Raw genomic sequence first — 25,881 nt, forward strand, 5'->3', positions numbered from 1 at the left:
TTACGCGCCGGTCCGCAGCCGTTGTTTCCGGCGATATTCGGTTCCTCCGATCTTCCGCGGAACGGGTGACAGTCGCTCAATCGTATAGGCTGGTATGAGGCGTCGTAGTCTCTACTGCGCGCATCTACCCCTTGGCATCGCGCCGCGAGGCAGTGAAGATGAAACACGCCTCTCGCCGATCGGTCGTCTCAAGTCCCCGCCGAACGCGCCGACAGGAAGACCTGCGGCTCGAAGGCAAAATCCTTGTCGAAGGGATAGGTTGGATGCTGCTTGCGCAGCCGTGGCAGGCGCTCGACGAACTGATCGACGACACCGGTCGAGAGCGCCATCAGGCTGGGATTTGCAATCGGCGCCAGCTCGGGAGAGAGATAACCCGATTTGACGACAATGATCCTCGCCTTGTGCGGATCGAGGCCGAGCCGGGTGAAATCGGCTATGTTGTGATAGGGCCGGCGTTTGGCGGACAGTACGAGATCGATGCCATCGATCGAAACCACCGCCTGGCGGTCGGCGGGTTCGGCGGTTCCATGCAGGAACTTGACGATGAAACGAGCATTGACCGGCTTGCTGCCCTCGCTGTCGAGTGAGGCGCCAACGCTGAGGTCCAGTTTGGCGCCCACGCCTGCGGCATAGCAGGTCTCGGTTGCCGCCTTGTCGGTGATGCCGGCGAAGACGACGCCGGCAGCACCCCTGCCGATCAACTCGGCCAGCACGTCGGCTCGGTCCCCGACGCCGCCGCCGGTCGGGTTGTCGCCGGATTCGGCGAGCACGACGGGGATTGTCGGGCTTGCAATGGCTCTCGCGACGCATTCCTCCAACGAGCCGGTCTCGCAGCCGAAGACAAAGTCTTCGCGCGCATCCCAATAGGCCTTGGCGAGACGTCTGGCCTCGCGCTCCATTACCGTGCGGTCGGTGCCGGTGATGATGGCGGCGGCCGTGGCGCGCGGTTCGTCGGCCCAGACATAACCAACCATCAGTGATGCATCCCAGACACCATCAATCGCATCGATTTCGGGCAGCATCTCATAGAGGCTTTTCGCCGGCTCATCGACGGTGCTGGTGCGCTCGCCGGGCAGCACGACCGGGACCGGCGCCCAGAGAACAACCGGCCGCACACCTGATTTCAGGCTCTTCACCAGCATGGAGACCGAGCGGCGCATCGTCTCCTCGACATCGATATGCGGCGCAGTGCGATAGGTTGAATAAATATCGAGCGCATCGATGATGCGCTGGGTGACGTTGCCATGCAGGTCGTAGCTTGCCGACACCGTGCAGGCCTCGCCGACGAGCGCGCGGGCCGCACAAATCCAGTCACCTTCGGCATCCTCCATGCCCTCGACATACATGGCGCCATGCATGGCGAGGTAGAGACCGTCGAGCGGCAGCATCGGCTTCAGCCGCTCGAGGAATTCGCCCTTGAAGGCCTCGTAGGTGGCGCGTGAAACCGGGCCGCCAGCAATGGCGCGGGCATGGATCGTCGGTAGGAATTCGGCGTCGTAATCCCTGAGGAAGCCAAAGTAGGGTGATGCCAGCAGTGCGTCCCCGCGCAGCACGCGAAAATCCTTCTCCTCGTTCAGGACGGGATTGTATGTGCTGCATTCGATATGAATGCCACCAACGGCGATGCGCATGGGAAACCTCAGTTGATATTGGGAGCAATCAGGAAGGTAGGGCCGCAATGCCGGCAGCGCCCTGGACCTCGAGGCCGGTGCTGTCGTCAAGAATTTCTCCGGTCATCTGACACCAAGTGAGGGATTGTCGCAAGCGGTGCGGCCCATCTCATTGAGTGCGCCATCTGCTCCTGCCGATGACGATGATCAGAACATCATCTTATGGGTCGAGGCCAAGCAGAGTGGCGTTGCTATGCGGCGAGTCATTGGGTGCACGCAAGATCGCGTCAAACTCAGCAGTTTACGCGCCCCGGCCGCGAGGAGCACACGCCCCTTATTCGCCGATCAGCGAGCTCGCGGATCGGCAAACATTCAGAACAGGCACCCTGCACGGCAAAGGTGCGCTAAGGCTTTGAAAATTTGAGAAACTGGAGCGGGCGAAGGGATTCGAACCCTCGACCCCAACCTTGGCAAGGTTGTGCTCTACCCCTGAGCTACACCCGCTCAATCCACATCGGTCCGGGGTAGTTGTTGGACCGTGGGCGCCGCCTCGCGGCGACCGGCGCTATATGGCCTAACGGGTTTTCAAATGCAACAGGGAAATGACGGAGAGGTGAAGAAAAATTCTCCTGCTCGCGCGGGCCGGGCGGAAAGGCCGCAAATGCGGGGCAAAGCGTCGGCCGCAAAGATTGCCAAACGATGTCGACGGACTTAATCAGGACGCCTTGTCTTTTTCCCTTCCTATCCAATGGATTGCCCAATGTCCGAAAATGTCCCGAAGACCAGAGAAGAATTGTTTGCCTTTCTCGATGGGCTCGGCATTGCCCATAAGACGGTTGACCATGCGCCGGTTTTCACCGTGGCGGAATCGGTTGCGCTGCGCGACGAGATCCCCGGCGGCCACACCAAGAACCTGTTCGTCAAGGACAAGAAGGACAGGTATTTTCTGCTGACCGTCGAGGAAAACGCTGCCGTCGATCTCAAGCAGGTGCATAATGCCATCGGCGGGTCCGGCAGGGTCTCCTTCGGCAGGCCCGAGAAGTTGATGGAATATCTCGGCGTCATTCCCGGCGCGGTCACTGCATTCGGCGCGATCAACGATACTGCGGCGAATGTCACCTTCGTGCTCGATACCGATCTGATGCGCGAGGAGATCATCAACTGCCATCCGCTATCCAACGATGCGACGACATCGATTGCGAGCTCCGATCTCATCCGTTTCATGGAAGCGACCGGGCATAAGCCGCTTGTCTTGAAAGTGACGTCCTGACATACGATTTTAGCGCTAAAGCGCGTCGCGGACTTTCAGTTTCGCTTGCGGCGCTTTAGGCCTTTGGTTTTGTGCATGTCTTGATCGCAAAACCGCTACACTTTTGCGCGACATGCTTTAGCAAAGACGCCGGCAAGATCGGCGCGGCGGGAGATACCTATGAGCGGCAGCGACAACCCCTATAACAGTTCCTTCGGAAATCAGATGACGGCGACGACAAGCTTCGGCGCCACCCCAGAACCCGTGGCTGCAGCCGGCAGCTACATCACCGACACCACGACCGCGAATTTCGGCAAGGACGTCATCGAGGAATCGCGCAATCAACCGGTGCTGGTGGATTTCTGGGCGCCCTGGTGCGGGCCGTGCAAGCAGCTGACGCCGGTGTTGGAGAAGGTGGTCAACGAAGCCAAGGGCCGCGTCCGGCTGGTCAAGATGAACATCGACGACCATCCCTCGATCGCCGGCCAGCTCGGCATCCAGTCGATCCCCGCCGTGATCGCCTTCGTTAACGGCCGCCCCGCCGACGGCTTCATGGGTGCAGTGCCGGAAAGCCAGATTCAGCAGTTCATCGACCGCATCGCCGGCCCGGCCGGCGCCGATGAGGCGGCCGAGATCGAAGCCGTGGTTACGGAAGCAGCAGAACTGCTGGCCGCCGGCAACATCAATGAGGCCGCTCAGCTCTACGCCGCGGTGATGCAGGCCGATCCCGAAAATGCCAAGGCGATTGCCGGCATGGCCGAGTGCATGATCGTCGCAAACCAGCATGAGCGGGCGCGCGAAACTCTGACTGATCTGCCGGAAGAGTTGGCGAAGGACGCCGGTATCCAGGCCGTACTGAAAAAGCTCGAACAGATCGAGGAAGCCCGCAAGCTCGGCGATCCTGTTGCGCTCGAACGTGGCCTTGCCGTCAACCCCGACGACCATGAGGCGCGGCTGAAGCTCGCCAAGATCCTCAATGTCGAAGGCCGGCGCGACGAAGCGGCCGAGCACCTGCTGCTGATCATGCGCAAGGACCGCGCCTTTGACGATGACGGCGCCCGTCGCCAGCTGCTGCAGTTCTTCGAGGTCTGGGGCTTCAAGGATCCGGCGACGATTTCGGCTCGGCGCAAGCTTTCGGCGATGCTGTTCTCGTAAAGCGCCGCGGGTCCGACAGGGCGGCAAGGCGCTGTATTGCTTTGTATCCCTGTCTGATCCTGTTGAAAGGCGATTCGGATTTTCGGAGGTAGGCGCTAAGTTTCGAGCAACTGCCCTTGCGTTTTCGGACGGGGGCACCACATTCTCGTGAGGACGGGCATGCCCGTTACAAGAATGCGGGACGGTTTCATGCAAGTCGGGAATGCCAGATACCTGAAGCCGGGCGATCTGCCTGATACAATCGCCGTCTTTCCCCTGACCGGTGCCCTCCTTCTGCCGGCCGGGCAGCTTCCGCTCAACATTTTCGAGCCGCGTTATCTGGCGATGCTGGATGCTGTACTGACGGGAAACCGGCTGATCGGCATGGTGCAGCCGGCGCTCGGCGAACACGAAGACAAGGGCGGCGATCCCAATCTTGCCGCCGTCGGCTGCCTTGGCCGCATCACCTCCTTCGCCGAAACTGGCGACGGCCGCTATATCGTCTCGCTGACCGGCGTCTGCCGCTTTCGGTTGCTTGAGGAGAAAGCAACCAGCGATCCGTTCCGCACCTTCCGTATCGCGCCGTTCATCGCCGATCTCTCGGCCGCGAACGAGGAGGAGGCGGTCGACCGCGCAGCGCTTCTGACTGCCTTCAAGGCCTATCTCGATGCCAACAAGCTGGAAGCGGACTGGGAGAGCGTCGAGCGGGCGAGCAATCTGACGCTTGTCAATTCGCTGGCGATGATGTCGCCGTTCGGACCGGCTGAAAAGCAGGCACTGCTGGAAGCGCCCGATCTGAAGACGCGGGCCGAAACGCTGATCGCCATTACCGAGATCGTGCTGGCGCGGGTCTTCGGTGACTCCGACACGGTTCTGCAGTAGACTTCAGCCATGGATGAAAAACTCAGCCGCGTCGATCCAAAGCTGCTCGATCTGCTGGTCTGCCCGCTCTCCAAGGGCCGGCTTTCCTATGATCGCGAACACAATGAGCTAGTCTCGGAAAAGGCGCGGCTTGCCTATCCGATCCGCGACGGCATTCCGATCATGCTGGTGTCCGAAGCCCGTCGCCTCGACGAATAGGCGTCTTTAAATCACCATCAAATGACTTGGCCTGCCAGCAGCCGCGGATTGTCCTTTGCCGTCGTTCCAGCCGCCTGGCCGATGAAGAAAGATTTGAGGCGCGGCAGCCGGTCGACGATGCCGAGGCCGACGTCTCGGGCGATGCGGATCGGTGTTGCGTCGTTGGAGAACAGCCGGTTCAGCACGTCCGTCGTCACGCCCATACGGAAGGTGTCGAAGCGGCGCCAGGTCTGGTAGCGTTCGAGAATGTTGATCGATCCGATATCGAGGCCGAGCCGATCAGCCTCCACGATCGTTTCGGCAAGTGCCGCTACATCCTTGAAGCCGAGATTGAGGCCCTGGCCTGAGATCGGGTGAATGCCGTGGGCGGCGTCGCCGGCCAGCGCGAAACGCGGTGCGACGAAGGCGCGTGCCAGAGTCAGGCCGAGCGGGAAGGCGCGTTTGTCGCCGATGATTTTCAGCGCCCCAAGCTTGTGGCCGAAGCGGCGTTCGAGCTCTTCCTCGAAGACCAGGTCGTCGGCGGCGACCAGCCGATCGGCATCATGTGTCCGCTCCGTCCAGACGAGCGAGGAGCGATTGTTCTTGAGCGGCAGGATGGCGAAGGGACCGGCCGGCAGGAAATGCTCCTCGGCGCAGCCATCATGCGGCCGCTCATGTTCGACCGTGGCAACGATGCCCGACTGGCCGTAGTTCCAGGTGACGGTCTTGATGCCGGCGAGATCGCGCAGCGTCGAGCGCACGCCGTCGCAGGCAACCAACAGCCGGCTCTCCAGCGCGCTGCCATCCGAAAGCGTGACGGTTATGTGGCTGTCGTGCGTCTTCAGCTCCGTGGCGCCGAGCCCGTGACGGATGTCGATGCTGAGCCGCTCGCAGACGCCCCGCAGCGCTGCGACCATGGCGACATTCGGGATCATGTGGGCGAAAGGCCGGCCTTCCGCCGCTTCGCCGTCGAAGGTGAGAAAAACCGGGCGCACCGGATCAGAGGTCTTGGAGTCGGTAACGATCATTTTGGTGATCGGCTGGGCTTCCGGCTCGATCTCATTCCAGATGCCGAAGACCTCGAGCATCTTCGACGCCGCCGCGATGACGGCGGAAGCGCGCGTGTCGTTTTTCCAGACATGCTCCGGGGCCGCCTCGACGACGACGACATTCAGATGGGGGGCTGCCTGTTTGACCGCGACAGCGGCGGAAAGGCCGACATAACCCCCGCCCACAACCAGCATGTCCAGCATCGCGCCGCTCCCGTACCTTGTGCCTCAGATGTGACCTATATAGATCATCGCAACTTCACTTCCTACCGCCGGGAGACATACAAAATGACGCGCGAGACGACCGGGTCTTCGGCAATGGAGACACTGCTTTCGACGCTCGACCTGGAGCCGATCGAGGTCGATATCTTCCGTGGACGCAGCCCGCAGGCCGGCTGGCAGCGCGTCTTCGGCGGCCAGGTGATCGGCCAGGCGCTGATGGCGGCGCAGCGCACCATCGAGGGCGAGCGTTTCGTCCATTCGCTGCATGCTTATTTCATGCGGCCCGGCGATCCCTCGGTGCCGATCATCTACCAGACGGAGCGCATCCGCGATGGATCGAGCTTCAATACCAGGCGCGTCGTCGCGATCCAGCACGGCAAGGCGATCTTCACGCTGTCGGCCTCCTTCCAGGTGGAGGAGCCGGGCTTCGATCACCAGATCGTCATGCCTGAGGTGACAATGCCCGAAGCGCTGCTTGGCGAACAGCAGATCAAGGAGCAATATCTCGCGCATGCGCCGGAGGCGATCCGAAAATACTGGCAGCGCGAGCGGCCGATCGAGATCCGTCCCGTCTCGCTGACGCATTATTTTTCTGACAAGAAGCTCGATCCCAAACAAGACGTTTGGGTGCGCGCCACCGGCCCGGTTCCCGACGACCGGCTCTATCAGGCGGCCGTGCTTGCCTATCTCTCGGACATGACCCTGCTCGATACGTCGCTTTATGCACACGGCACCTCCATCTTCGATCAGAGCCTGCAGGTGGCAAGTCTCGATCATTCGATGTGGTTTCACAGGCCCTGCAAGCTCGACGACTGGTTGCTTTATACGCAGGACAGCCCGTCGGCGTCGGGTGCCAGAGGGCTGACCCGGGGTAGCCTGTTTACCCGATCGGGTAAGCTGATTGCCTCTGTCGCACAGGAGGGTTTGATTCGGAAAAAGGCAAATGAATAAAAAATACGCATCTTTTTAAAATTGCGCATTATTTGTGCGATTGATGGCCGGTCATTTGCCGATCATTTGCCTGTTTATTGGCGCCCGGTATTATAATCGTTATTTTTCAATAAGTTATTCCATGCCTCGAATCTGGCACGTCCCTTGAATGTATATCGCCGGTCGCTGTTCAGGAACGTCAGCGGCAAGGAGAGTCGGCTCCGCGCCGAGGATAACGAAGGATGGGAAACCAGATGAAAATTGTGATGGCTATTATCAAGCCGTTCAAGCTCGATGAGGTCCGCGAAGCTCTTACGGCGATCGGCATTCAAGGGCTGACCGTGACCGAAGTGAAGGGCTACGGGCGCCAGAAGGGGCATACCGAAATCTATCGCGGCACCGAATATGCGGTCAGCTTCCTGCCGAAGCTCAAGATCGAAATCGCGGTTGCATCGGAACTCGTCGACAGGGCGGTCGAGGCCATCGCGGCATCGGCCAAGACCGGTCAGATCGGCGACGGCAAGATTTTCGTCTATTCGATCGACCATGCCGTGCGCATCCGTACGGGCGAAACCGATTCAGAAGCGCTGTAAGCGGCAGATCAAGGAGCTTTTTCCAATGTCAATTTCGAAGTTTTCTTCCACCTTTGCGCGGATTTGCGCAGCTTCGGCAGCGCTTCTCGCGCCGGCCGTCGCTTTCGCGCAGGAAGCTGCACCGGCTGCGGCTGCAGCACCGGTGCCGGACAAGGGCGATACTGCCTTCATGTTCATTTCCACGATCCTTGTGCTGTTCATGCTGGTGCCCGGCCTAGCACTCTTCTATGGCGGTCTCGTTCGCGCCAAGAACATGCTCTCCGTTTTGATGCAGTGCACGATGATCGGCGCGGTGGTTATGCTGATCTGGGTGATTTACGGCTATTCCTTCGCTTTCGGCGGTTCGGACAGCCCCTATTGGGGCGGCACAGCCAAGATGTTCCTTTCCGGCGTTTCCACGGCAACCACGGCTGCAACCTTCTCCAAGGGCGTCGTCATTCCGGAATTCATCTTCATGTTATTCCAGATGACCTTCGCAGCGATCACACCTGCCCTGATCATCGGGGCTTTCGCCGAGCGCATCAAATTTTCGGCTGCAGTTCTCTTCTGCGCACTTTGGGCGACTTTCGTCTACTTTCCGATCGCGCACATGGTCTGGGATTCGAACGGCATGCTCTTCAAGATGGGCGCGCTTGACTTCGCAGGGGGTACGGTCGTCCACATCAATGCCGGTATCGCTGGTATCATTGGCGCTCTTCTGGTCGGTAAGCGCACCGGCTACGGCAAGGACATGATGGCACCGCATTCGATGACGCTGACCATGGTCGGCGCCTCGATGCTCTGGGTCGGCTGGTTTGGCTTCAACGCGGGCTCCAACCTCGAAGCCTCCGGCGGTGCGATGCTTGCAACGGTCAACACCTTCATCGCGACCGCAGCTGCCATCGTTTCCTGGACGCTCGTCGAAACCCTTGCTCGTGGCAAGGCGTCTATGCTCGGCGGTGCTTCCGGCATGGTTGCGGGTCTCGTTGCCATCACGCCGGCTGCTGGAATCGCCGGTCCGATGGGCGCGATTGTCATGGGCCTAGCCGTTTCGCCGCTTTGCTACTTCTTCGTATCCGTCGTGAAGAACAAGTTCGGCTATGACGACACCGCAGACGTCTTCGGCGTGCACTGCGTGGGCGGCATATTCGGCGCTATCGCAACGGGCGTCTTCGCCAGCGCGTCGCTCGGCGGCGTCGGCTATGTCGAAGGTGTGACGATGGGAAGCCAGGTCGTTGTTCAGCTCATTGCCGTTCTCACTACCATCATATGGTGCGGCGTCGGTTCGGCGATCCTCTACAAGATCGTCGATGTCGTCATCGGGCTGCGCGTCAGCGTCGAAGCCGAGCGCGAAGGTCTCGACCTCGCGACCCACGGCGAAGCCGCCTACCACTCGTAAATCAGCTTTGCGGCGCCTGGCTTAAGGGCGCCGCTCCACGGCCCGTCGCGGCCTATCTAATCATAGACCGCATTTGGCCCGGACCTCTCAAGGTTCGGGCTTTTTTTATTTCCCTGTCGCGAATGCACGTCCAGGCGTGCATGGTTAACATCGCTTTAACCCGGCTCTGATTAGGTGGAGCGGACGCATTTTGGCATGGCGAAGCTTCGGTGATTCGCCTGCCCTCAGGCATTGGACGGGTTAGACACATGGCAAGAAGCACGTCGCCGGCGATGGATGGCCGTCCGGATCGGTTCTCCCTCTCGGCATTCATGCTGCGGCAGATCCAGGCCCTCATCGGCTTTGCGATCTTTCTGCTATTGGCGCTCTGCGTCGCGGCGCTGGCGACATGGAACGTTGCCGATCCGAGCTATTCCTATGCCACTGCCAATCTGCCGACCAATATCCTCGGTTATAGCGGCGCTGCCTTTGCCGATATCGTCATGCAGTTTCTCGGCCTTGCCAGCGTCATTTCGATGCTGCCGATCGTCGCCTGGGCGCTGACGCTGATCTCGGGCCGCCGCTTCAGCCGTATCCCCGCCCGAGCCGGCGCCTGGCTTGCCGGTACGGTGCTTTCCTGCGCCGTGATCGGCTGCTTCCCGCCGCCGCTCACTTGGCCGATCCCGAACGGGATCGGTGGCGTCATCGGCGACATGATCCTGCGTTTTCCCGCACTCTTCGTCGGCGCTTATCCCACCGGCACCTTCGCCATGGTCGTCGGCTGCATCTTTGCCGCGCCGACCGCCTGGATGATGCTATTTGCGTCGGGCCTCGTCGGCCGCAGCGACTCCGAGGAGGAGATCGAGGAAGATTGCGTCGGGACAACAAGCAAGGTCCGCGTCGTCGGAGACGAGGACGAGGACGACGAGTCGCGCTGGGTCGCTCTTAGCGGTGCGATGACCCATGCTTGGTACATGAGCCAAGGGCGGCTGCGCCGGCTCTTCGGCATGGGGCCGCGCAAGCGCCGCCAGGGCGATTTCGAATCACCCTATGATTTCAACGATGACGAGTTCGGCACCCTGAACGAACCCGTCCGCGCCAAGGCGCCCACCGTCCGCGGCGAGCGCATGGAGCCGTCGATGGAGGCACGCGCAGCATCGCCGCGGCGTATCGTCTCTGCACCGTCGCTTTCCGTCGATGACGACGATGATGACGACGATCTGCCCTTCGATGCCGACATGCCGCCGCGCCCGGCCGATATTCTGCCCGATGATGACGACGACGACTGGATGATCCGCGCACCGGCAAAGGCCGCCGGCAAGCCGGAACCGCGCGTCGTGCCTTTGGTCTCGCGTCCGAAGCCCAGCGCCCGCATCGAGCGGGAGGCGCAGGGCTCGTTCATCCGTCCGGAGGGTTTCCAGCTGCCCTCGATGCATCTGCTTGCCGAACCGAAGAATGTCGTGCGCGACTCGACGCTATCAGCCGATGCGCTGGAGCAGAACGCCCGCATGCTCGAAGGCGTGCTTGAGGATTTCGGCGTCAAGGGCGAGATCATCCATGTCCGCCCCGGCCCGGTCGTCACGCTCTATGAACTGGAGCCGGCGCCCGGCATCAAGTCGTCGCGCGTCATCGGCCTTGCCGACGATATCGCCCGCTCGATGAGCGCCATTGCCGCCCGCGTCGCCGTCGTGCCCGGCCGCAACGCGATCGGCATCGAATTGCCGAACCAGACGCGCGAGACCGTCTATCTGCGTGAACTTATCGCCTCCAGGGATTTCGAAGGCAGCAAGGCTAAGCTCGCCATGGCGCTCGGCAAGACGATCGGCGGCGAAGCCGTCATCGCCGACCTCGCCAAGATGCCGCATCTGCTCGTCGCCGGCACCACCGGCTCCGGCAAGTCGGTCGCCATCAACACGATGATCCTGTCGCTGCTTTACCGCATGACGCCGGAACAATGCCGGCTGATCATGATCGACCCGAAGATGCTCGAACTTTCGGTCTATGACGGCATCCCGCATCTGCTTTCGCCCGTCGTCACCGATCCGAAGAAGGCTGTCGTCGCGCTCAAATGGACCGTGCGCGAGATGGAAGAGCGCTACAAGAAGATGTCGAAGATCGGTGTGCGCAACATCGACGGCTTCAACACCCGCGTCGAGCAGGCCTTGTCGAAGGGCGAGGCGATCTCGCGCACGGTGCAGACCGGCTTCGACCGTCACACCGGCGAGGCAATGTACGAGACCGAAGAATTCGACCTCAGGCCGATGCCCTATATCGTCGTCATCATCGACGAAATGGCCGACCTGATGATGGTCGCCGGCAAGGATATCGAAGGCGCCGTGCAACGGTTGGCGCAAATGGCGCGCGCGGCCGGCATCCACGTGATCATGGCGACACAGCGGCCATCGGTCGACGTCATCACCGGCACCATCAAGGCGAACTTCCCGACCCGAATCTCCTTCCAGGTCACCTCGAAGATCGACAGCCGCACTATCCTTGGCGAACAGGGCGCCGAACAGCTTCTTGGCATGGGCGACATGCTCTACATGGCGGGCGGCGGACGTATCCAGCGCGTGCATGGTCCGTTCGTCTCGGATGTCGAGGTGGAAGAGATCGTCTCCTACCTGAAGACCCAGGGCTCGCCGCAGTATCTCGATGCGATCACCGCCGACGACGACGAAGATGGTGATTACGGCGGCGGTAGCCCGGCCGGTACGTCCAACCTCTCGGATTCGGAAGATCCTTACGATCAGGCCGTCGCCATCGTGCTGCGTGATGGCAAGGCCTCGACCTCCTACGTCCAGCGCCGGCTCGGCATCGGCTACAACCGGGCCGCCTCGCTCATCGAGCGGATGGAGAAGGAAGGCATCATCGGGCCGGCCAATCATGCCGGCAAACGCGAGATTCTTGTTCCGACCGAAGGCGACATCCTCGACCGCTGAAATAATCGGCATATATTTCCAATAGGGCCGGTTTTGCGGAAACCTGACAGCGTCGAAGCCGTTACCTCTCGCGGGCCGATCGCAACGCCTTGAAGACGCCGCCTTTCGGCAGCATGCAGATCGCATAAAGGAGATTTAGATGAGTAACTCCGACCCCTTCCTCTCCGGCCTGGCGGTAACGCGCCGCGATCTTCTCGGCGCCTTTGCCGTCGCTGCGATGGTGAGCGCCATTCCCTTCGGCGCTTATGCGCAGGCGGCAGCTCCCGCCTCCGGCACCGCGCAGGCGATCGCCGACCACTTCTCCGGTGTCACGACGATGCAGGGCGAATTCGTGCAGTTCGGTCCGCGCGGCGAGCAGACCGGCGGCAAGTTTTTCATCCAGCGGCCCGGCAAACTGCGCTTCAATTATGACGACCCGTCGCCGATGCGGGTGATCGCCGACGGCAAAAACGTCGCCATCGGCAATACCAAGCTGAAAACCTGGGACCTCTATCCGCTCTCGAAGACGCCGCTCAGCCTGCTCCTGGCGCAGCACATCGACCTCTCGGCCGGCATGGTGAAGCGCGTGAAGGAAGAGTCGGATCTGACGACGATTGCGCTCGGCAACAACACGGTATTCGGCAGCTCGACCATCACCATGATGTTCGACCCGAAGACCTACGACCTGCGTCAGTGGACGATCACCGACAACCAGGGCAAGGACACGTCGGTGATGATCTTCAACGTCAAGACAGGCATGCAGTTCGACGATCGCGTGTTCCGCGTGCCCTATGAGACCATTCCGGGCACGCCTCAGTCCCGCGACTGACGCCTTTTTGGTTGACTGTCCCCTGTTTTGCACGCGGGCGGTTCCCTCCCATCCGCCTTTGTTCTAAAGCCCTTTCATGAAAGCATGAAAGGGCTGGGAATATGGGCTTTTCGATCACCACCTGGAACATCAACTCGGTGCGGCTGCGCATGCCGATCGTCGAGCAGCTCGTTCTCAAGCACAGGCCCGACATTCTCTGCCTGCAGGAAACCAAGGTGGCGAACGAGCTCTTTCCGGCCGCACCGCTGCGGGCGATGGGCTACGATCACATCATCATCCACGGCCAGAAAGGCTATCACGGCGTGGCGATCGCCTCGCGCATTCCGCTGACGGAGGATCACCGGCAGGATTATTGCGGGGTCGGCGATGCCAGACACATTTCGGCGATTTTCGAGCGCGGCAATCGCCGTGTCCGGCTGCACAATTTCTACGTTCCGGCCGGCGGCGACGAGCCCGACCGTACCGTCAATCCGAAATTCGGCCACAAGCTCGATTTCATCGAGGAGATGAAGCGGCTGAAAGCCAATGGTGAGAGCAACACCTCCGCTATCCTGGTCGGCGACCTGAACGTCGCGCCGCTGGAGCACGATGTCTGGTCGCACAAGCAGCTCCTGAAGATCGTCAGCCATACGCCTGTCGAGACCGACGGGCTGCTTGAGGTGATGAAGCGCGGCGGTTGGCTCGATCTCATGCGCCAGCATGTGCCGGAGAACGAGAAGCTCTATACCTGGTGGAGCTACCGCGCCAAGGACTGGGAGGCGGCCGATCGCGGCCGCCGTCTCGACCATATCTGGTCGTCATCGGATCTCGGGCCGCATCTCCGGCGCATCGAGATCCTGAAGGAGGCGCGCGGCTGGGACCGGCCCTCGGACCATGTGCCGGTCACGGCGCATTTCGATCTTTAGAGCGGTGTGGTGGTTCAGCTTTTCGTGGAAGCGCAGAACCGCTCCAGCAGGCCTCAGCTGAAGCGGTAGAACTGGCTTGCGGCCTTTGCCGCAAGTTCGGCGAGATTGTCGCGGATGCGGTTCTGGATCAGCAGGGCTGCGTCCGGATATTCCTCGATCAGTCGGTGGAAGAGGGCGCGGGTGATGCGGATGATGCCGGTGTCCTCGCGCGCCACCGCGGTGAACTTGCGCTCCACCAGCGTGACCAGCGCCAGTTCGGAAATCATCGTTCCGGGGCCGGCGACCCCCTCCGTCTTCTGCATGCCGTCGCTGCTTGCAGCGCTCAGCTCCAGGCTGCCGCTGAGGACGACATAGGCACTCTCGGCGGGCGAGCCCTGGCGAAACAGCATCTGGCCGGCCGCGATCATGCGCCGATCGGCGCCGAAGGCGATCAGCCGCAGCTGATCCTCGTTCATATCCCTGAACAAAGGAAGCTGCGCGAGCATGTGGATGTCGTCGGTCAGCGCCATGCGGGCTTTTCGCCTAAGAGCAATTCCATCAAAAGCGCGTAGCGGCTTTGCGTCCGGAATTGCGTGAAAACAGAGAGATAGAGCATTTCCGTGATTCGGAGAAAAATGAAAATGCTCTAGGGTATGATCTTGTAGCCGCCGTTTTCGGTGACCAGGATTTCGGCATTGGAGGGATCGCGCTCGATCTTCTGGCGCAGCCGGTAAACGTGGGTTTCCAGCGTATGCGTCGTCACGCCGGAATTATAGCCCCAGACCTCTTCGAGAAGCACGTCGCGGGTCACGACCTTCTGTTCGGCACGATAGAGATAGCGGATGATCGCCGCCTCCTTTTCCGTCAGCCGGATCTTCTGGCCGTTATCGGTGGTGAGCAGTTTCTGGCTCGGCTTGAAGAGGTAGGGGCCGACGGTGAAGGTGGCGTCCTCGCTCTGCTCGTGCTGGCGCAGTTGCACGCGAATGCGCGCGAGCAGCACGGCGAAACGGAAGGGCTTGGTGACATAGTCGTTGGCGCCGGCTTCGAGGCCAAGGATCGTGTCGGAATCGGTATCGTGGCCGGTCAGCATGATGATTGGCGCCTTGAAGCCGCCCTTGCGCAGCAGTTTCACCGCCTCGCGGCCGTCCATATCGGGCAGGCCGACATCCATGATCAGCAGATCGACCGGTGTCGAGCGGGCGGTCGCAACACCCTTGCCGGCGTTGGCTTCCTGCAGAACCGAAAACTCCTCATACAGCGACAATTGCTCCGTCAGCGTCTGACGAAGGTCGTCGTCGTCATCCACCAGAAGAATGGTGCGTGCGGTCATGCCGTCTTGTCCTCGTGTTATCTTCCCTAGTCCTACGCCAAATTCCTGGTTTGGCAAGGATCGGGCGGCGGGCTGTTGCCGCACAGGTTTTCATATGATTTCAATGGGAGCCCCAGACAATGCAAGACATGCGAGAAAAATGGAAAAAACAAGGCGGAAGCCGGGGATGAAGCCGTCGACGATCGTGGTGCGGCCGGCGCCGGGCCAGAAAAGCCGGGCGATCGTCCGGTTCGGCGCCATCACCGTCCCTGCCGCGATCGGCCGCTCCGGACGAACCGCAATGAAACGAGAGGGCGACGGCGCCACACCGATCGCCTCGATGAGGCTGATATCAGGCTTCCGGCGTGGTGAGCGAAACGGCCGGCTCGCCACTTCTCTTCCCATCCGCCGCATCCGCGCCGACATGCTCTGGTGCGATCAGCCCGACAACGCCAGCTATAATCGCCTCGTCAGGGGGCCGTTCGGCCCGAGCCATGAGGAGATGCGGCGTGGCGACGGGCTCTACGATATCTGTCTGGTGATGGACTGGAACATCTCCTCGCGGGCGCGCAATCGCGGCTCGGCGATCTTCTTCCATCTCATCCGGCCGGGCTACGAGCCGACGGCCGGCTGCGTGGCGGTCAGCCTCAGCGACATGCGCCGGCTTCTGCCGCATCTTCGGAAAGGGACGATTGTCCGGGTCCTCTGATTGTCTTCCGGATACGGCCGCCTATATGTTTTCGGTGACCGAGCGCTCAGGCTGAAATGCGTTCCGGGACGCCTAAAAGTGTGGGCGCAATTCATGCCTCGTCCAATTCTCAAACTCCCGGAGATATATTGTGACCGCTCAACCCATCATTACTTTCCATGACGGACATTCCGTTCCCCAGGTCGGTCTCGGCGTCTGGCAGACGCCGCAGGACATTGCCGCCCCGACGGTGCGTACCGCAATTGCCGCCGGCTATCGCCATATCGATACGGCGTCCGGCTACGACAACGAAGAGGGCGTCGGTGAAGGCATCCGCTCTTCCGGCCTCGACCGCAAGGATATCTTCGTCACCACCAAGCTTAGGAATACCGACCAGGGTTACGACAATGCGCTCAGCGCCTTCGACGGCAGCCTGAAGAAACTCGGCTCCGACTATGTCGATCTCTATCTCATTCACTGGCCGTCGCCGCATCGCGGCCTCTACACCGAGACCTGGAAGGCTTTCGTGCGCATCCGCGAAGAGGGCCGCGCCCGCTCGATCGGCGTGTCGAATTTCTTTCCCGAACATCTGGAGCGCATCATCGGCGAAACCGGTGTCGTTCCGGTCATCAACCAGATCGAACTGCATCCCGACTTCCAGCAGAAGGCGGCGCAGGAGGCGCACAAGAAGCTGAATATCGCCACCGAATCCTGGAGCCCTCTCGGCCAGGGCAAATTCATTTCGAACCCGGTTATCGGTGAGATCGCCGGCAAGCATCGGAAGACGCCGGCCCAGGTCATCATCCGCTGGCATATCGACACCGGCCTCGTCGTCATCCCGAAGTCGGTGACGCCGTCGCGTATCGAGGAGAACTTCCAGGTATTCGATTTCAAGCTTGATGCCGATGACATGGCGGCGATCGCCAGACTCGACCGCGCCAGCGCCCGCATGGGACCGGACCCGATGACGGCAACTTTCTGATCGTCGTTTCGATCACGACCCAACCCATCAAAGGCCGCCTCTGAAGAAAAGATCGCCGCGGCGGCGGCCACATGGCACAGGTCACGCAGCCTTCACGTCAGTAATTGCAACTGGACGATCCGTTGGTCGGGGCAAAGCCGTAGTTGCAGGTATTGCCCAGGTTCGTCGGCCGTCTAATCGAGCCGGTATAATCGTCGAAGGCGCGCGAGGGATACCAATAACCGTTCGAGCTCTTGATATAACCGGGTCGGGCCTTGCTGGAGCCGCGATATCCGTTGACTGACGGTACTCTGTTCTGCGCCACCTGCAGCAGTTGGCTCGACGAGACCTGCGTGAGCGGCGGTAGGGTTGGATGCATCGATACGGCGCCCACGGCGTCGATCGATGCCAGCGATGCAAATACGGTCAGGATGGCATGCGCGAGACTCTTTGCCATTTTCCGCCTCATGACGACACTCCCCAAGGCGCAGTGTTCGCCGAAGCCGTCCGTAGCAGGCTGACGGTCTGTCGCGTGTCGCGCCTGATATCGATGAGGCCACAGGAATTTATCGATGTCGATTGCCCGAAAGGATGAAATGGGAATTGCCGGCGACGCACAAATGGGCTCGCCCGCAAGGGCATAGTCAAATCGCAAACGATCTAAGTTTTCATGCAAAACCTTAAGACGCTGCAGATCTTTGTGCGCTTGGGCGGCGCGCCGTGCTGCAAGCCGCAACAGCCTCGCACCGAAGCGACAGGGTCATGAAAGGCGAAGCCGCCCGATGTGCTCTGCAGGCATCGGGCGGCTTTCATTCTCTCCGTCGGACGGATCAGTTCCAGTCGCGGATATCGACGAAGTGACCGGCGATCGCGGCGGCAGCGGCCATTGCCGGCGAGACGAGATGCGTGCGGCCCTTGAAGCCCTGACGGCCTTCGAAGTTGCGGTTCGAGGTCGAGGCGCAACGCTCGCCCGGCTTCAGGCGGTCGTCATTCATGGCCAGGCACATCGAGCAGCCCGGCTCGCGCCAGTCGAAACCGGCAGCCTTGAAGATCTTGTCGAGGCCTTCGGCCTCCGCCTGTTCCTTGACGAGGCCGGAGCCCGGAACGATCATCGCATCGACGGTGGCGGCAACCGTCTTGCCTTCGACCACCTTGGCGACTTCGCGCAGATCCTCGATGCGGCCGTTGGTGCAGGAACCGATGAAGACGCGATCGAGGGTAATGTCGGTCATCTTCGTGCCAGGCTTCAGACCCATATAGTCGAGGGCGCGCCACTTGGAGGTGCGCTTGGTCTCGTCCTGGATGTCGTCGGGGTTCGGGACGATGCCCTGGACGGAGATAACGTCCTCGGGCGAGGAGCCCCAGGAGACGATCGGCGGCAGGCTGGCGGCATCGAGCACGACGACGCGGTCATAGTGAGCGCCTTCGTCGGTCTCCAATGTCTTCCAGTAGGCGATTGCCTGTTGCAGCGCCTCGCCCTTCGGCGCGCGCGGCTTGCCCTTGATGTATTCGAAGGTCTTTTCGTCAGGGGCGATCAGGCCGGCGCGGGCGCCGCCTTCGATCGTCATGTTGCAGATGGTCATGCGGCCTTCCATCGACAGCGCGCGGATCGCTTCGCCGGCAAATTCGATGACGTGGCCGGTGCCGCCGGCGGTGCCGATTTCGCCGATGATGGCGAGGATGATGTCCTTGGCGGTAACGTGCGGCGGAAGCAGGCCGTCGACCCGCACCAGCATGTTCTTCGCCTTCTTCTGGATCAGCGTCTGGGTCGCCAGCACATGCTCGACTTCGGAGGTGCCGATGCCGTGCGCCAGCGCGCCGAAGGCGCCGTGCGTCGAAGTGTGGCTGTCACCGCAGACGATGGTCATGCCGGGCAGGGTGAAGCCCTGTTCCGGACCGACGATGTGGACGATGCCCTGGCGCTTGTCGCTTGCCGAATAATATTCGACGCCGAATTCGGCGGCGTTGGTGGCCAGCGCTTCCACCTGGATGCGGCTTTCCTCGTTTTTGATGCCGAGATGGCGATCGGGCGAGGTCGGAACGTTATGGTCGACGACGGCGAGCGTCTTTTCCGGGGCGCGAACCTTGCGGCCGGTCATGCGCAGGCCTTCGAACGCCTGCGGCGACGTGACTTCATGGACCAGATGGCGGTCGATGTAGAGAAGACAGGTGCCGTCCGGCTGTTGGTCGACCAGGTGATCGTCCCAGATCTTGTCGTAGAGAGTACGCGGTGCGCTCATGGCGTTAAGTCCGTTTTTTGGATGCTTTGGGAAATCGAGAAAAAAGCGGATCAGGCTCCGCCGGCCGTCATTCGATCAACGAAGTCGGCTGCTGAGCGCACCGGACACGCATGCAAAGAACCGCGCCGGCAGGCGATAGTGGTCCTGCAGCACGAAAATATGCGCACCTGTGCATCTGAACTTGGATTCCATCGCCTGCATATAACGATTTTTCGCGGCGGCTTCAATTTGAATCATCAAAGGGCGTCCGCGGTCCCTTCAGCCGTGTCACGGCTATCGATCGTTCACCGCGACTTCATCCACTTCTCCGTCCGCCGCAGCGCCAGCGACAGGCCGATCGTCAGGATCAGGTAGATATAGGTGACGATCGAATAGGTTTCGAAGAAGCGGAAGGAGCCGGCGGCATAGACCTTGCCCATCTGAGTGATGTCGGCGACGCCGAGCACGGAGACGAGCGAGCTGTCCTTCACCATCGAGACGAAATCGTTGGAGAGCGGCGGGAAGATCACCCGGATCGCCTGCGGGAAGACGACGGAACGGAAGCGCCGGTAGCGGGAAAGGCCGAGTGCCTTGGCAGCCTCGATCTGGCCGAGATCGACCGACTGGAAACCGGCCCGGAAGATCTCGGCGATGAAGGAAGAGTAACCGATCGTCAGCGCGATGATCGCTCGCCACATCAACGAGAGATCGCGCACCAGGATGGGCTCGGCCATGCCTGATGTCACCAGCGGCGAAATCAGGACGTTATAGGAAGCAACCAGAGCCGGTGCACCGACGAAGGCGACGTAGAACAGTAGCACGAGGATCGGGATGCCGCGGATGATCTCAATGTAGAATCGCGCGATCTGGCGCAACACCTGGCTGTCGGCCATGCCGAGCAGGCAGATGCCGAGGCCGAGCACGGTGGCGAGCACGAAGGCGACCAGCGTGACGAAGACGGTGATGCCGACACCGTTGACGACGGTGCGGAAAACCTGAGCGTAGATATCGTTGGCGACGATGACGGCAGCAAGGGCGATGCCGATCACGACAAGCGCGATCAGCCACCAGGGATAGTCGTCCTTGACGTGCCTGTCGGGAGATGGTCGCAAAGCCATCAGCAATTGCTCGGCGTCATTCGCCCATCTTGTAGTCGAGGAACCACTTCTTGTTCAGCGCATCCAGCGTGCCGTCGGCCTTGAGAGCGGCGATGGCGGCATTGACCGGGGCGACGAGATCGGAGCCCTTCGGGAAAATGAAGCCGAAATCCTCGGTGCCGAGCGGCTCGCCGATCAGTTTCAGGGCGCCGCCCGAGGCATCGACATAACCCTTGCCGGCAGTGCCGTCTGTCAACACGACGTCGACGTCGCCGGCCTTCAGGGCCTGGACGGTGGCGCCGAAGGTTTCGAACAGCTTGATGCGCGGGTTCTGTTCGTTGCCGTCGAGCACTTCATAGACAGCGGTATAGAAAGGCGTCGTGCCGGGTTGCGCGCCGACCAGGCCGTCCTTGAATGCGCCGAAGGACTTGGCCTCGGTGAAACGCTTCTCGTCGCCGCGCACCAGCATGAACTGTTGCGAGCGCATATAGGGGTCGGAGAAATCGACCTTCTGCTTGCGGTCTTCCTTGATGGTAATGCCGGTCATGCCGATATTGTACTGGCCGTCGGAAACCGCCTGGATCATCGCGTCCCAGCTGGTGTTCTGATACTCGACCTTGAAATTCAGGCGCTTGGCGATCTCGTTCATCGCATCATATTCCCAGCCGATCGGCTTGCCGGATTTCGGATCCACGAATTGCAGCGGCGGATAGGCGTTCTCGGTAACGACGACGACGCTCTTGCCGCCTAGATCGGGCAGCGCAGCGGCCATTGCGGCGAGCGGCAGAAGACTAAGGGCGGCGAAGCTCGCAAGAACGGTGCGGCGAAACAACATTGATCGGTTCCCTAAAATTGAACGGCAAAAACTGTCATGGAAGATAGGTCCGAGGCAAGGCCGCCTGCTGCACGCCGAAGCAAAAAATAGAAAAGGCGACCCGAAGGCCGCCTTTTCAAGCAAAGAATTTTGCTTCAAGCAAAGACTGCGTCACGCAGATGTTATTCTGCTGCCGGTTCCGCGGCGGCAGCGGCTGCTGCTTCAGCAGCGGCCTTGGCTTCCGCTGCTTCTGCTACTGCCTTCTCGGCGGCGAGCGCCTGGGCTGCTGCAACCTTTTCAGCTTCGATGCGTGCCTTTTCCTCGGCAATGGCGGCGCGCTCGGCGTCGTTGAGCTTGCGGGCGCGGACGCCGGTGTCTTCAACAATACGGGCAGACTTGCCGCGACGGTCGCGCAGGTAATAAAGCTTGGCGCGACGGACCTTACCACGGCGAACGACGTCGACGCTTTCGATCATCGGCGAGTAAACCGGGAATACGCGCTCGACGCCTTCGCCGTACGAGATCTTGCGGACCGTGAAGTTTTCCTGCAGGCCGCCGCCGGAGCGGGCGATGCAGACGCCTTCATAGGCCTGAACGCGGGTACGGGTGCCTTCCGTGACCTTCACGTTGACGCGGAGGGTGTCGCCCGGGGAAAATTCTGGAAGCGTGCGCTTGGCTTCGATCTTGGCGACCTGTTCGGCCTCAAGCTGCTGAATGATGTTCATCGTCTTAACCTTTGGTTCTTCTGAAACAGCCAGAGCGCTCGACACTGATCCTTTGGAACTGGCCTCGGGACTTTGCCCTTTCGGGCGGGAGCGGGTTCGCCATTCTTTGTTTGCTGGCAGACGGGGATAAACCCCATTTCCGCGTGCGCCAATACACCAAAGCCCAGGGCTTGTCATCCCTCGCACGACATTTTTGTGAAAAAGGCCGTGAAATCAGCCGTTTTTGTCACTCTCAGCTTTTTCGAGCAGGTCCGGCCGTCGCTCCCGCGTCAGCCGCACCGCCTCCTGATGCCGCCATTTTTCGATGGCGCCGTGGTTGCCCGAGGTGAGAATGGCGGGGATTTCCCGGCCTTCCCAAGCCTGCGGCCGGGTATAGTGGGGATGTTCCAGAAGGCCGCCTTCGAAGCTTTCGTGCAGGCCGGAAAGATCGTTGCCCATGACACCGGGCAGGATGCGGATGATCGCGTCGAGCACGATCAGCGCCGCCGGCTCGCCGCCTGATAGCACGTAGTCGCCGATCGAGACCTCTTCCAGTCCGCGCGCCTCGATCACTCGCTGGTCGACGCCCTCAAAGCGGCCGCAGACGATGATGACGCCGTTGCCGGCCGCAAGCTCGCGTACGCGCTCCTGCGTCAGCGGCCGGCCGCGCGGGCTCATCAGCAGGCGCGGGCGGGTATCATTTTCCGCGGTGCTGTCGATCGCACGGGCGAGAACGTCGGGTTTCAGCACCATGCCGGCGCCGCCGCCAGCCGGAGTGTCGTCGACGGTGCGGTGCCTGTCGGTGGCGAAGTCGCGGATTTGCACTGCATCCAGCGACCATTGCCCTCGCTCCATCGCCTTGCCGGCGAGCGAGAAGCCCAGATGCCCCGGAAACATTTCCGGATAGAGTGTCAGCACGCTCGCCCGGAAGGCCATGGCGTTACTTCTTCTTTTTCGGCTTGTCCGCGGTGAATTTCGAAAGCTCTTCGGAATCGTCGACCAGCCCTGCCGCCAGTGGATCGATCAGCAGCGTTCCGGCCTCGAGATCGATCTCCAGCACCGAGGCTTCGGAGAAGGGGATTAGCACCGGGCGTTTGCCCGGACCCTTGAGTTCCAGCAGGTCGCCGCCGCCGAAATCGAAGACGCCGGTGACCGTGCCATAGCTGACGCCCTTGTCGTCGCGTGCTTCGAGACCTTCGAGATCGGCATAGTAGAACTCGTCGTCCTCCAGCTCTTCGTCCGGCAGGTTGTCGCGCTCGATATAGAGCTCAAGCCCGTTCAGCGCCTCGGCGGCATTGCGGTCGTTGACGCCGCGGAAACGGACGACGACGATATTCTTCGTCTCGCGGATTTCCAGCACTTCGAAGCTGCGGCCGTCCATGCTGTGCAGGTGGCCGTAGTCGCCAAGTGAGCTCGGATCGGCTGTGTAGGCCTTGGCACGCACCTCTCCCCGGAGGCCTTGCGCGCCACCGATCGTTGCCATCAGAACGGGGTTTTCAAGCTTTGTCATGGGTTCCTTCATGTGAAGCCGAAAGTCAGTTTCTCATAAACGAAGTGCGGACGATTGGAAACGAAAACGGGCGGCATGTCGCCATGCCGCCCGTTCGATAAGGGACTGTCCCGATTATTCCGCGGCGTCGGCAGCAGCAGCGGCGGCGTCAGCAACCTTCTGAGCCTTTTCGGCGGCGCGTTCCTGGGCGCGCTTGCCAGGCTTTGCCTTGACCGGGTTGTTCTTGATTTCGCGCTTGGCAACGCCGGCTTCATCGAGGAAGCGCAGAACGCGATCGGTCGGCTGGGCGCCTTGTTCGATCCAATGCTTGATACGCTCGGCGTTCAGCTGAACGCGCTTCTCATCGTCCTTGGCAAGCATCGGGTTCCAGGAACCGAGGCTTTCGAGGAAGCGGCCGTCACGCGGGCTGCGCGCATCGGCGAGAACGACGTGGTAGTACGGGCGCTTCTTGGAGCCACCGCGGGCGAGACGAATTTTCAGTGCCATGTTCTTTACTCCTTAGGCTTTTCTTGATCGCCTGATTAGGCGGGGTTATCGGGCTGCGGCGCTCTGCTCAGCGTGATCCGCAGCGATCTGCTCATGATGCCGGATGACTTCCTTGATGACGAAGTTCAGGAACTTCTCGGCGAAATCCGGGTCCAGATTGGCAGCCTTCGCCAGCTGGCGAAGGCGTTCGATCTGGTATTCCTCGCGCGCCGGGTCGGCCGGCGGCAGATTGTATTTGGCCTTCAGCACGCCGACCTCTTTGGTGCAGCGGAAGCGTTCGGCCAGCATGTGCACGAGAGCGGCATCGATGTTGTCGATCGACTGACGATAGCTCGCGAGCTGGGCTTTGACGTTTGGATCAATCATGGGGCAAGCGATCCTTTCACTTCTTCTTCGGCAATCCGGGCAATCCCGGGAAACCACCGCCAAGGCCCGGCAGCTTGGCGCCGCCGAGGCCCGACAAACCACCCGGCAGACCGCCGAGACCGGGCATACCCCCACCCGGCTTTCCAAGTCCCGCCGCTTCTGCCTGCTTCTGCAAGGCTTCGAGCTGCCGGGGATCGATATTCGAGAGATCGGGCATACCGCCACCCATACCGCCCATGCCACCGCCAAGCCCCATCTTGCCGGCAAGGCCGCCCATCATCTGCTTCATCATGCCGCCTTTGCCCTTGCCGCCCATCATCTTCATCATGTCCGCCATCTGGCGGTGCATCTTCAGAAGTTTGTTGATGGCGGCGGCATCGGTGCCGGAGCCGGAGGCGATGCGCTTCTTGCGCGAATGCTTGAGCAGGTCGGGATTGGTGCGCTCGGCCTTGGTCATCGACTGGATGATGGCGATCTGACGGCCGAAAAGCCGGTCGTCGAGGCCGGCTGCGGCCATCTTGTCCTTCATGCCCGACATGCCGGGCATCATCCCCATAATGCCGCCCATACCGCCCATCTTCTGCATCTGGCGCAGCTGGTCGGCGAGGTCGTCAAGGTCGAATTTGCCCTTGGCCATCTTGGCGGCCATGGCGGCCGCCTTCTCGGCGTCGATATTCTCGGCCGCGCGCTCGACGAGCGAAACGATGTCGCCCATGCCGAGGATGCGGTCAGCGATGCGGCGGGGATGGAACTCCTCGAGCTCGCTCATCTTCTCGCCGACGCCGATCAGCTTGATCGGCTTGCCGGTGACGGCGCGCATCGAAAGGGCAGCACCGCCGCGACCGTCGCCGTCCATGCGGGTCAGCACCAGGCCGGTGATGCCGACGCGCTCGTCGAAACTGCGGGCGAGGTTGACGGCGTCCTGACCGGTGAGGCTGTCGGCGACCAGCAGGATTTCATGCGGGTTCGAGCGCTTCTTGATGTCGGCCATCTCGGCCATCAAGGGCTCGTCGATATGGGTGCGGCCGGCGGTATCGAGGATGACGACGTCATGGCCGCCGAGCTTGGCCGCCTGGACGGCGCGGGCGGCGATATCGGTCGGCGACTGGCCTGATATGACAGGCAGCGTGTCGATATTGGCCTGGGCGCCGAGCTGGCGAAGTTGCTCCTGGGCTGCCGGACGGCGCGTGTCGAGAGACGCCATCAGCACTTTCTTCTTATCGCGCGTCGACAGGCGGTGGGCGATCTTGGCCGTCGTCGTCGTCTTGCCGGAGCCCTGCAGGCCGACCATCATGACGACGACGGGGGCCGCCGCATGCAGGTCGATGCCGACACCTTCGCCGCCCAGCATCTCGATCAGTTCGTCATGGACGATCTTGACGACCATCTGGCCGGGCTTGATCGACTTCAGGATCTCGGCGCCGACGGCCTTTTCACGCACGCGGTCGGTAAAGGAGCGCACGACGTCGAGAGCGACGTCCGCCTCCAGCAAAGCACGGCGAACCTCGCGCAGCGCTGCGGAAACATCGGCTTCCGAAAGCGCGCCACGGCCTGTCAGTCCATTCAGAATGGATCCAAGACGGTCCTGGAGGTTTTCAAACATCGGCTCTTCCTTGATACGTTTCGGGCGGGGGGTCGGATATGCCCGGAAACGTCGTGCTTTTCCTTGACGAAAACAAGACGCAAAGCCAAAAAGCACCCGAGGGCGCATCGCGCTGTCGGGTGTTGACCTCCGGGATCTCAGGTCCCGGTCGGCGGCTCGGAGTCATGCGGCTCGTCGCGGATTGGGCGGGATAAACAGGAAACGCGCGGGAAAGTCAAGGCAGACGGGGCAACGGCTCGTCGCGATTTTTCAGAAGTCGCGTGATGTCGGCGTGCGCGACGGTGCCGTCC

27 protein-coding genes and 1 tRNA gene are annotated in these 25,881 nt (G+C 61.4%); 12 read left to right on the forward strand and 16 right to left on the reverse strand.

Annotated features, from left to right (window positions below; translation table 11 throughout):
- Positions 1-188: 188 nt before the first annotated feature.
- A complete protein-coding gene (locus tag HJB84_RS05575) occupies positions 189-1,631 on the reverse strand; it encodes a M81 family metallopeptidase (protein ID WP_221115445.1) in 1,443 nt (480 codons plus the stop codon).
- A gap of 408 nt (positions 1,632-2,039) precedes the next feature.
- Positions 2,040-2,114 (reverse strand) — tRNA-Gly (locus HJB84_RS05580).
- Positions 2,115-2,370: 256 nt separating this feature from the next.
- On the opposite strand from HJB84_RS05580, the gene HJB84_RS05585 reads away from it, so the two are divergent.
- From HJB84_RS05585 to HJB84_RS05600, 4 genes are all read left to right on the forward strand, one after another.
- Complete coding sequence (locus HJB84_RS05585; protein ID WP_207582175.1) at positions 2,371-2,880, forward strand: prolyl-tRNA synthetase associated domain-containing protein; 510 nt, start codon at positions 2,371-2,373, stop codon at positions 2,878-2,880.
- Positions 2,881-3,039: 159 nt separating this feature from the next.
- Positions 3,040-4,014, forward strand: a complete 975-nt coding sequence (gene trxA, locus HJB84_RS05590) for a thioredoxin (RefSeq protein ID WP_207582174.1) — start codon at positions 3,040-3,042, stop codon at positions 4,012-4,014.
- Positions 4,015-4,188: 174 nt separating this feature from the next.
- Positions 4,189-4,875: an LON peptidase substrate-binding domain-containing protein gene (locus HJB84_RS05595; RefSeq protein WP_207584400.1), complete on the forward strand. Its 687-nt coding sequence runs from the start codon at positions 4,189-4,191 to the stop codon at positions 4,873-4,875.
- Between the two features lie 9 nt (positions 4,876-4,884).
- A complete protein-coding gene (locus HJB84_RS05600) occupies positions 4,885-5,073 on the forward strand; it encodes a Trm112 family protein (protein WP_003589705.1) in 189 nt (62 codons plus the stop codon).
- A 17-nt stretch (positions 5,074-5,090) separates the two neighbouring features.
- On the opposite strand, the gene HJB84_RS05605 is transcribed toward HJB84_RS05600, so the two are convergent.
- The gene (locus HJB84_RS05605; protein ID WP_221115446.1) at positions 5,091-6,305 is read right to left on the reverse strand and encodes a ubiquinone biosynthesis hydroxylase; all 1,215 of its coding nucleotides are present in this window, start codon (positions 6,303-6,305) and stop codon (positions 5,091-5,093) included.
- A gap of 84 nt (positions 6,306-6,389) precedes the next feature.
- Here HJB84_RS05605 and tesB point away from each other — a divergent pair, with 84 nt between their 5' ends.
- From tesB to HJB84_RS05635, 6 genes are all read left to right on the forward strand, one after another.
- The gene (gene tesB, locus HJB84_RS05610; RefSeq protein ID WP_221115447.1) at positions 6,390-7,274 is read left to right on the forward strand and encodes an acyl-CoA thioesterase II; all 885 of its coding nucleotides are present in this window, start codon (positions 6,390-6,392) and stop codon (positions 7,272-7,274) included.
- A 221-nt stretch (positions 7,275-7,495) separates the two neighbouring features.
- On the forward strand, positions 7,496-7,846 hold the full coding sequence (locus tag HJB84_RS05615; RefSeq protein ID WP_003543684.1) for a P-II family nitrogen regulator: 351 nt from the start codon (positions 7,496-7,498) through the stop codon (positions 7,844-7,846).
- A gap of 25 nt (positions 7,847-7,871) precedes the next feature.
- Positions 7,872-9,224, forward strand: a complete 1,353-nt coding sequence (locus HJB84_RS05620; RefSeq protein WP_207582171.1) for an ammonium transporter — start codon at positions 7,872-7,874, stop codon at positions 9,222-9,224.
- Between the two features lie 248 nt (positions 9,225-9,472).
- Positions 9,473-12,142 carry a DNA translocase FtsK gene (locus HJB84_RS05625; protein WP_221115448.1) on the forward strand — a complete coding sequence of 890 codons (2,670 nt, stop codon included), beginning with the start codon at positions 9,473-9,475 and terminating at the stop codon, positions 12,140-12,142.
- A gap of 139 nt (positions 12,143-12,281) precedes the next feature.
- Complete coding sequence (locus HJB84_RS05630; RefSeq protein ID WP_221115449.1) at positions 12,282-12,950, forward strand: outer membrane lipoprotein carrier protein LolA; 669 nt, start codon at positions 12,282-12,284, stop codon at positions 12,948-12,950.
- A 101-nt stretch (positions 12,951-13,051) separates the two neighbouring features.
- Complete coding sequence (locus HJB84_RS05635) at positions 13,052-13,855, forward strand: exodeoxyribonuclease III (RefSeq protein WP_207582168.1); 804 nt, start codon at positions 13,052-13,054, stop codon at positions 13,853-13,855.
- 53 nt (positions 13,856-13,908) lie between these two features.
- On the opposite strand, the gene HJB84_RS05640 is transcribed toward HJB84_RS05635, so the two are convergent.
- The gene (locus HJB84_RS05640) at positions 13,909-14,364 is read right to left on the reverse strand and encodes a cyclic nucleotide-binding domain-containing protein (protein ID WP_207582167.1); all 456 of its coding nucleotides are present in this window, start codon (positions 14,362-14,364) and stop codon (positions 13,909-13,911) included.
- Between the two features lie 116 nt (positions 14,365-14,480).
- Positions 14,481-15,164 (reverse strand): response regulator transcription factor, encoded by a 684-nt coding sequence (locus HJB84_RS05645; protein WP_003582964.1) that lies wholly within the window; start codon positions 15,162-15,164, stop codon positions 14,481-14,483.
- 166 nt (positions 15,165-15,330) lie between these two features.
- Between HJB84_RS05645 and HJB84_RS05650 the strand changes: the two genes are divergently transcribed.
- Positions 15,331-15,852 (forward strand): L,D-transpeptidase, encoded by a 522-nt coding sequence (locus tag HJB84_RS05650; protein WP_207582166.1) that lies wholly within the window; start codon positions 15,331-15,333, stop codon positions 15,850-15,852.
- Between the two features lie 130 nt (positions 15,853-15,982).
- Positions 15,983-16,813: an aldo/keto reductase gene (locus HJB84_RS05655; RefSeq protein WP_207582165.1), complete on the forward strand. Its 831-nt coding sequence runs from the start codon at positions 15,983-15,985 to the stop codon at positions 16,811-16,813.
- Between the two features lie 97 nt (positions 16,814-16,910).
- Here the strand turns inward: HJB84_RS05655 and HJB84_RS05660 are convergent, their stop codons facing one another.
- From HJB84_RS05660 to ffh, 11 genes are all read right to left on the reverse strand, one after another.
- Positions 16,911-17,261: a cell surface protein gene (locus HJB84_RS05660; protein ID WP_207584399.1), complete on the reverse strand. Its 351-nt coding sequence runs from the start codon at positions 17,259-17,261 to the stop codon at positions 16,911-16,913.
- A 361-nt stretch (positions 17,262-17,622) separates the two neighbouring features.
- On the reverse strand, positions 17,623-19,032 hold the full coding sequence (gene leuC / locus HJB84_RS05665) for a 3-isopropylmalate dehydratase large subunit (RefSeq protein WP_207582164.1): 1,410 nt from the start codon (positions 19,030-19,032) through the stop codon (positions 17,623-17,625).
- 75 nt (positions 19,033-19,107) lie between these two features.
- Complete coding sequence (locus HJB84_RS05670; RefSeq protein ID WP_007632413.1) at positions 19,108-19,269, reverse strand: hypothetical protein; 162 nt, start codon at positions 19,267-19,269, stop codon at positions 19,108-19,110.
- A 47-nt stretch (positions 19,270-19,316) separates the two neighbouring features.
- Positions 19,317-20,129 (reverse strand): amino acid ABC transporter permease, encoded by an 813-nt coding sequence (locus HJB84_RS05675; protein WP_207582163.1) that lies wholly within the window; start codon positions 20,127-20,129, stop codon positions 19,317-19,319.
- 16 nt (positions 20,130-20,145) lie between these two features.
- Complete coding sequence (locus HJB84_RS05680) at positions 20,146-20,943, reverse strand: basic amino acid ABC transporter substrate-binding protein (protein WP_207582162.1); 798 nt, start codon at positions 20,941-20,943, stop codon at positions 20,146-20,148.
- A 161-nt stretch (positions 20,944-21,104) separates the two neighbouring features.
- Entirely contained in the window at positions 21,105-21,647 is a 543-nt protein-coding gene (gene rplS / locus HJB84_RS05685) for a 50S ribosomal protein L19 (protein ID WP_207582161.1), read from the reverse strand.
- Between the two features lie 213 nt (positions 21,648-21,860).
- Entirely contained in the window at positions 21,861-22,562 is a 702-nt protein-coding gene (trmD, locus tag HJB84_RS05690; protein WP_207582160.1) for a tRNA (guanosine(37)-N1)-methyltransferase TrmD, read from the reverse strand.
- Positions 22,563-22,566: 4 nt separating this feature from the next.
- Positions 22,567-23,136, reverse strand: a complete 570-nt coding sequence (gene rimM / locus HJB84_RS05695) for a ribosome maturation factor RimM (RefSeq protein ID WP_007632422.1) — start codon at positions 23,134-23,136, stop codon at positions 22,567-22,569.
- A gap of 114 nt (positions 23,137-23,250) precedes the next feature.
- Positions 23,251-23,622 carry a 30S ribosomal protein S16 gene (rpsP, locus tag HJB84_RS05700; protein WP_221115450.1) on the reverse strand — a complete coding sequence of 124 codons (372 nt, stop codon included), beginning with the start codon at positions 23,620-23,622 and terminating at the stop codon, positions 23,251-23,253.
- 45 nt (positions 23,623-23,667) lie between these two features.
- Entirely contained in the window at positions 23,668-23,988 is a 321-nt protein-coding gene (locus HJB84_RS05705; RefSeq protein WP_003543666.1) for a chorismate mutase, read from the reverse strand.
- A gap of 16 nt (positions 23,989-24,004) precedes the next feature.
- Entirely contained in the window at positions 24,005-25,591 is a 1,587-nt protein-coding gene (gene ffh / locus HJB84_RS05710; protein WP_221115452.1) for a signal recognition particle protein, read from the reverse strand.
- Positions 25,592-25,881 lie beyond the last annotated feature (290 nt).

The organism is Rhizobium sp. NZLR1b (assembly GCF_019685155.1).
Classification (GTDB): domain Bacteria; phylum Pseudomonadota; class Alphaproteobacteria; order Rhizobiales; family Rhizobiaceae; genus Rhizobium.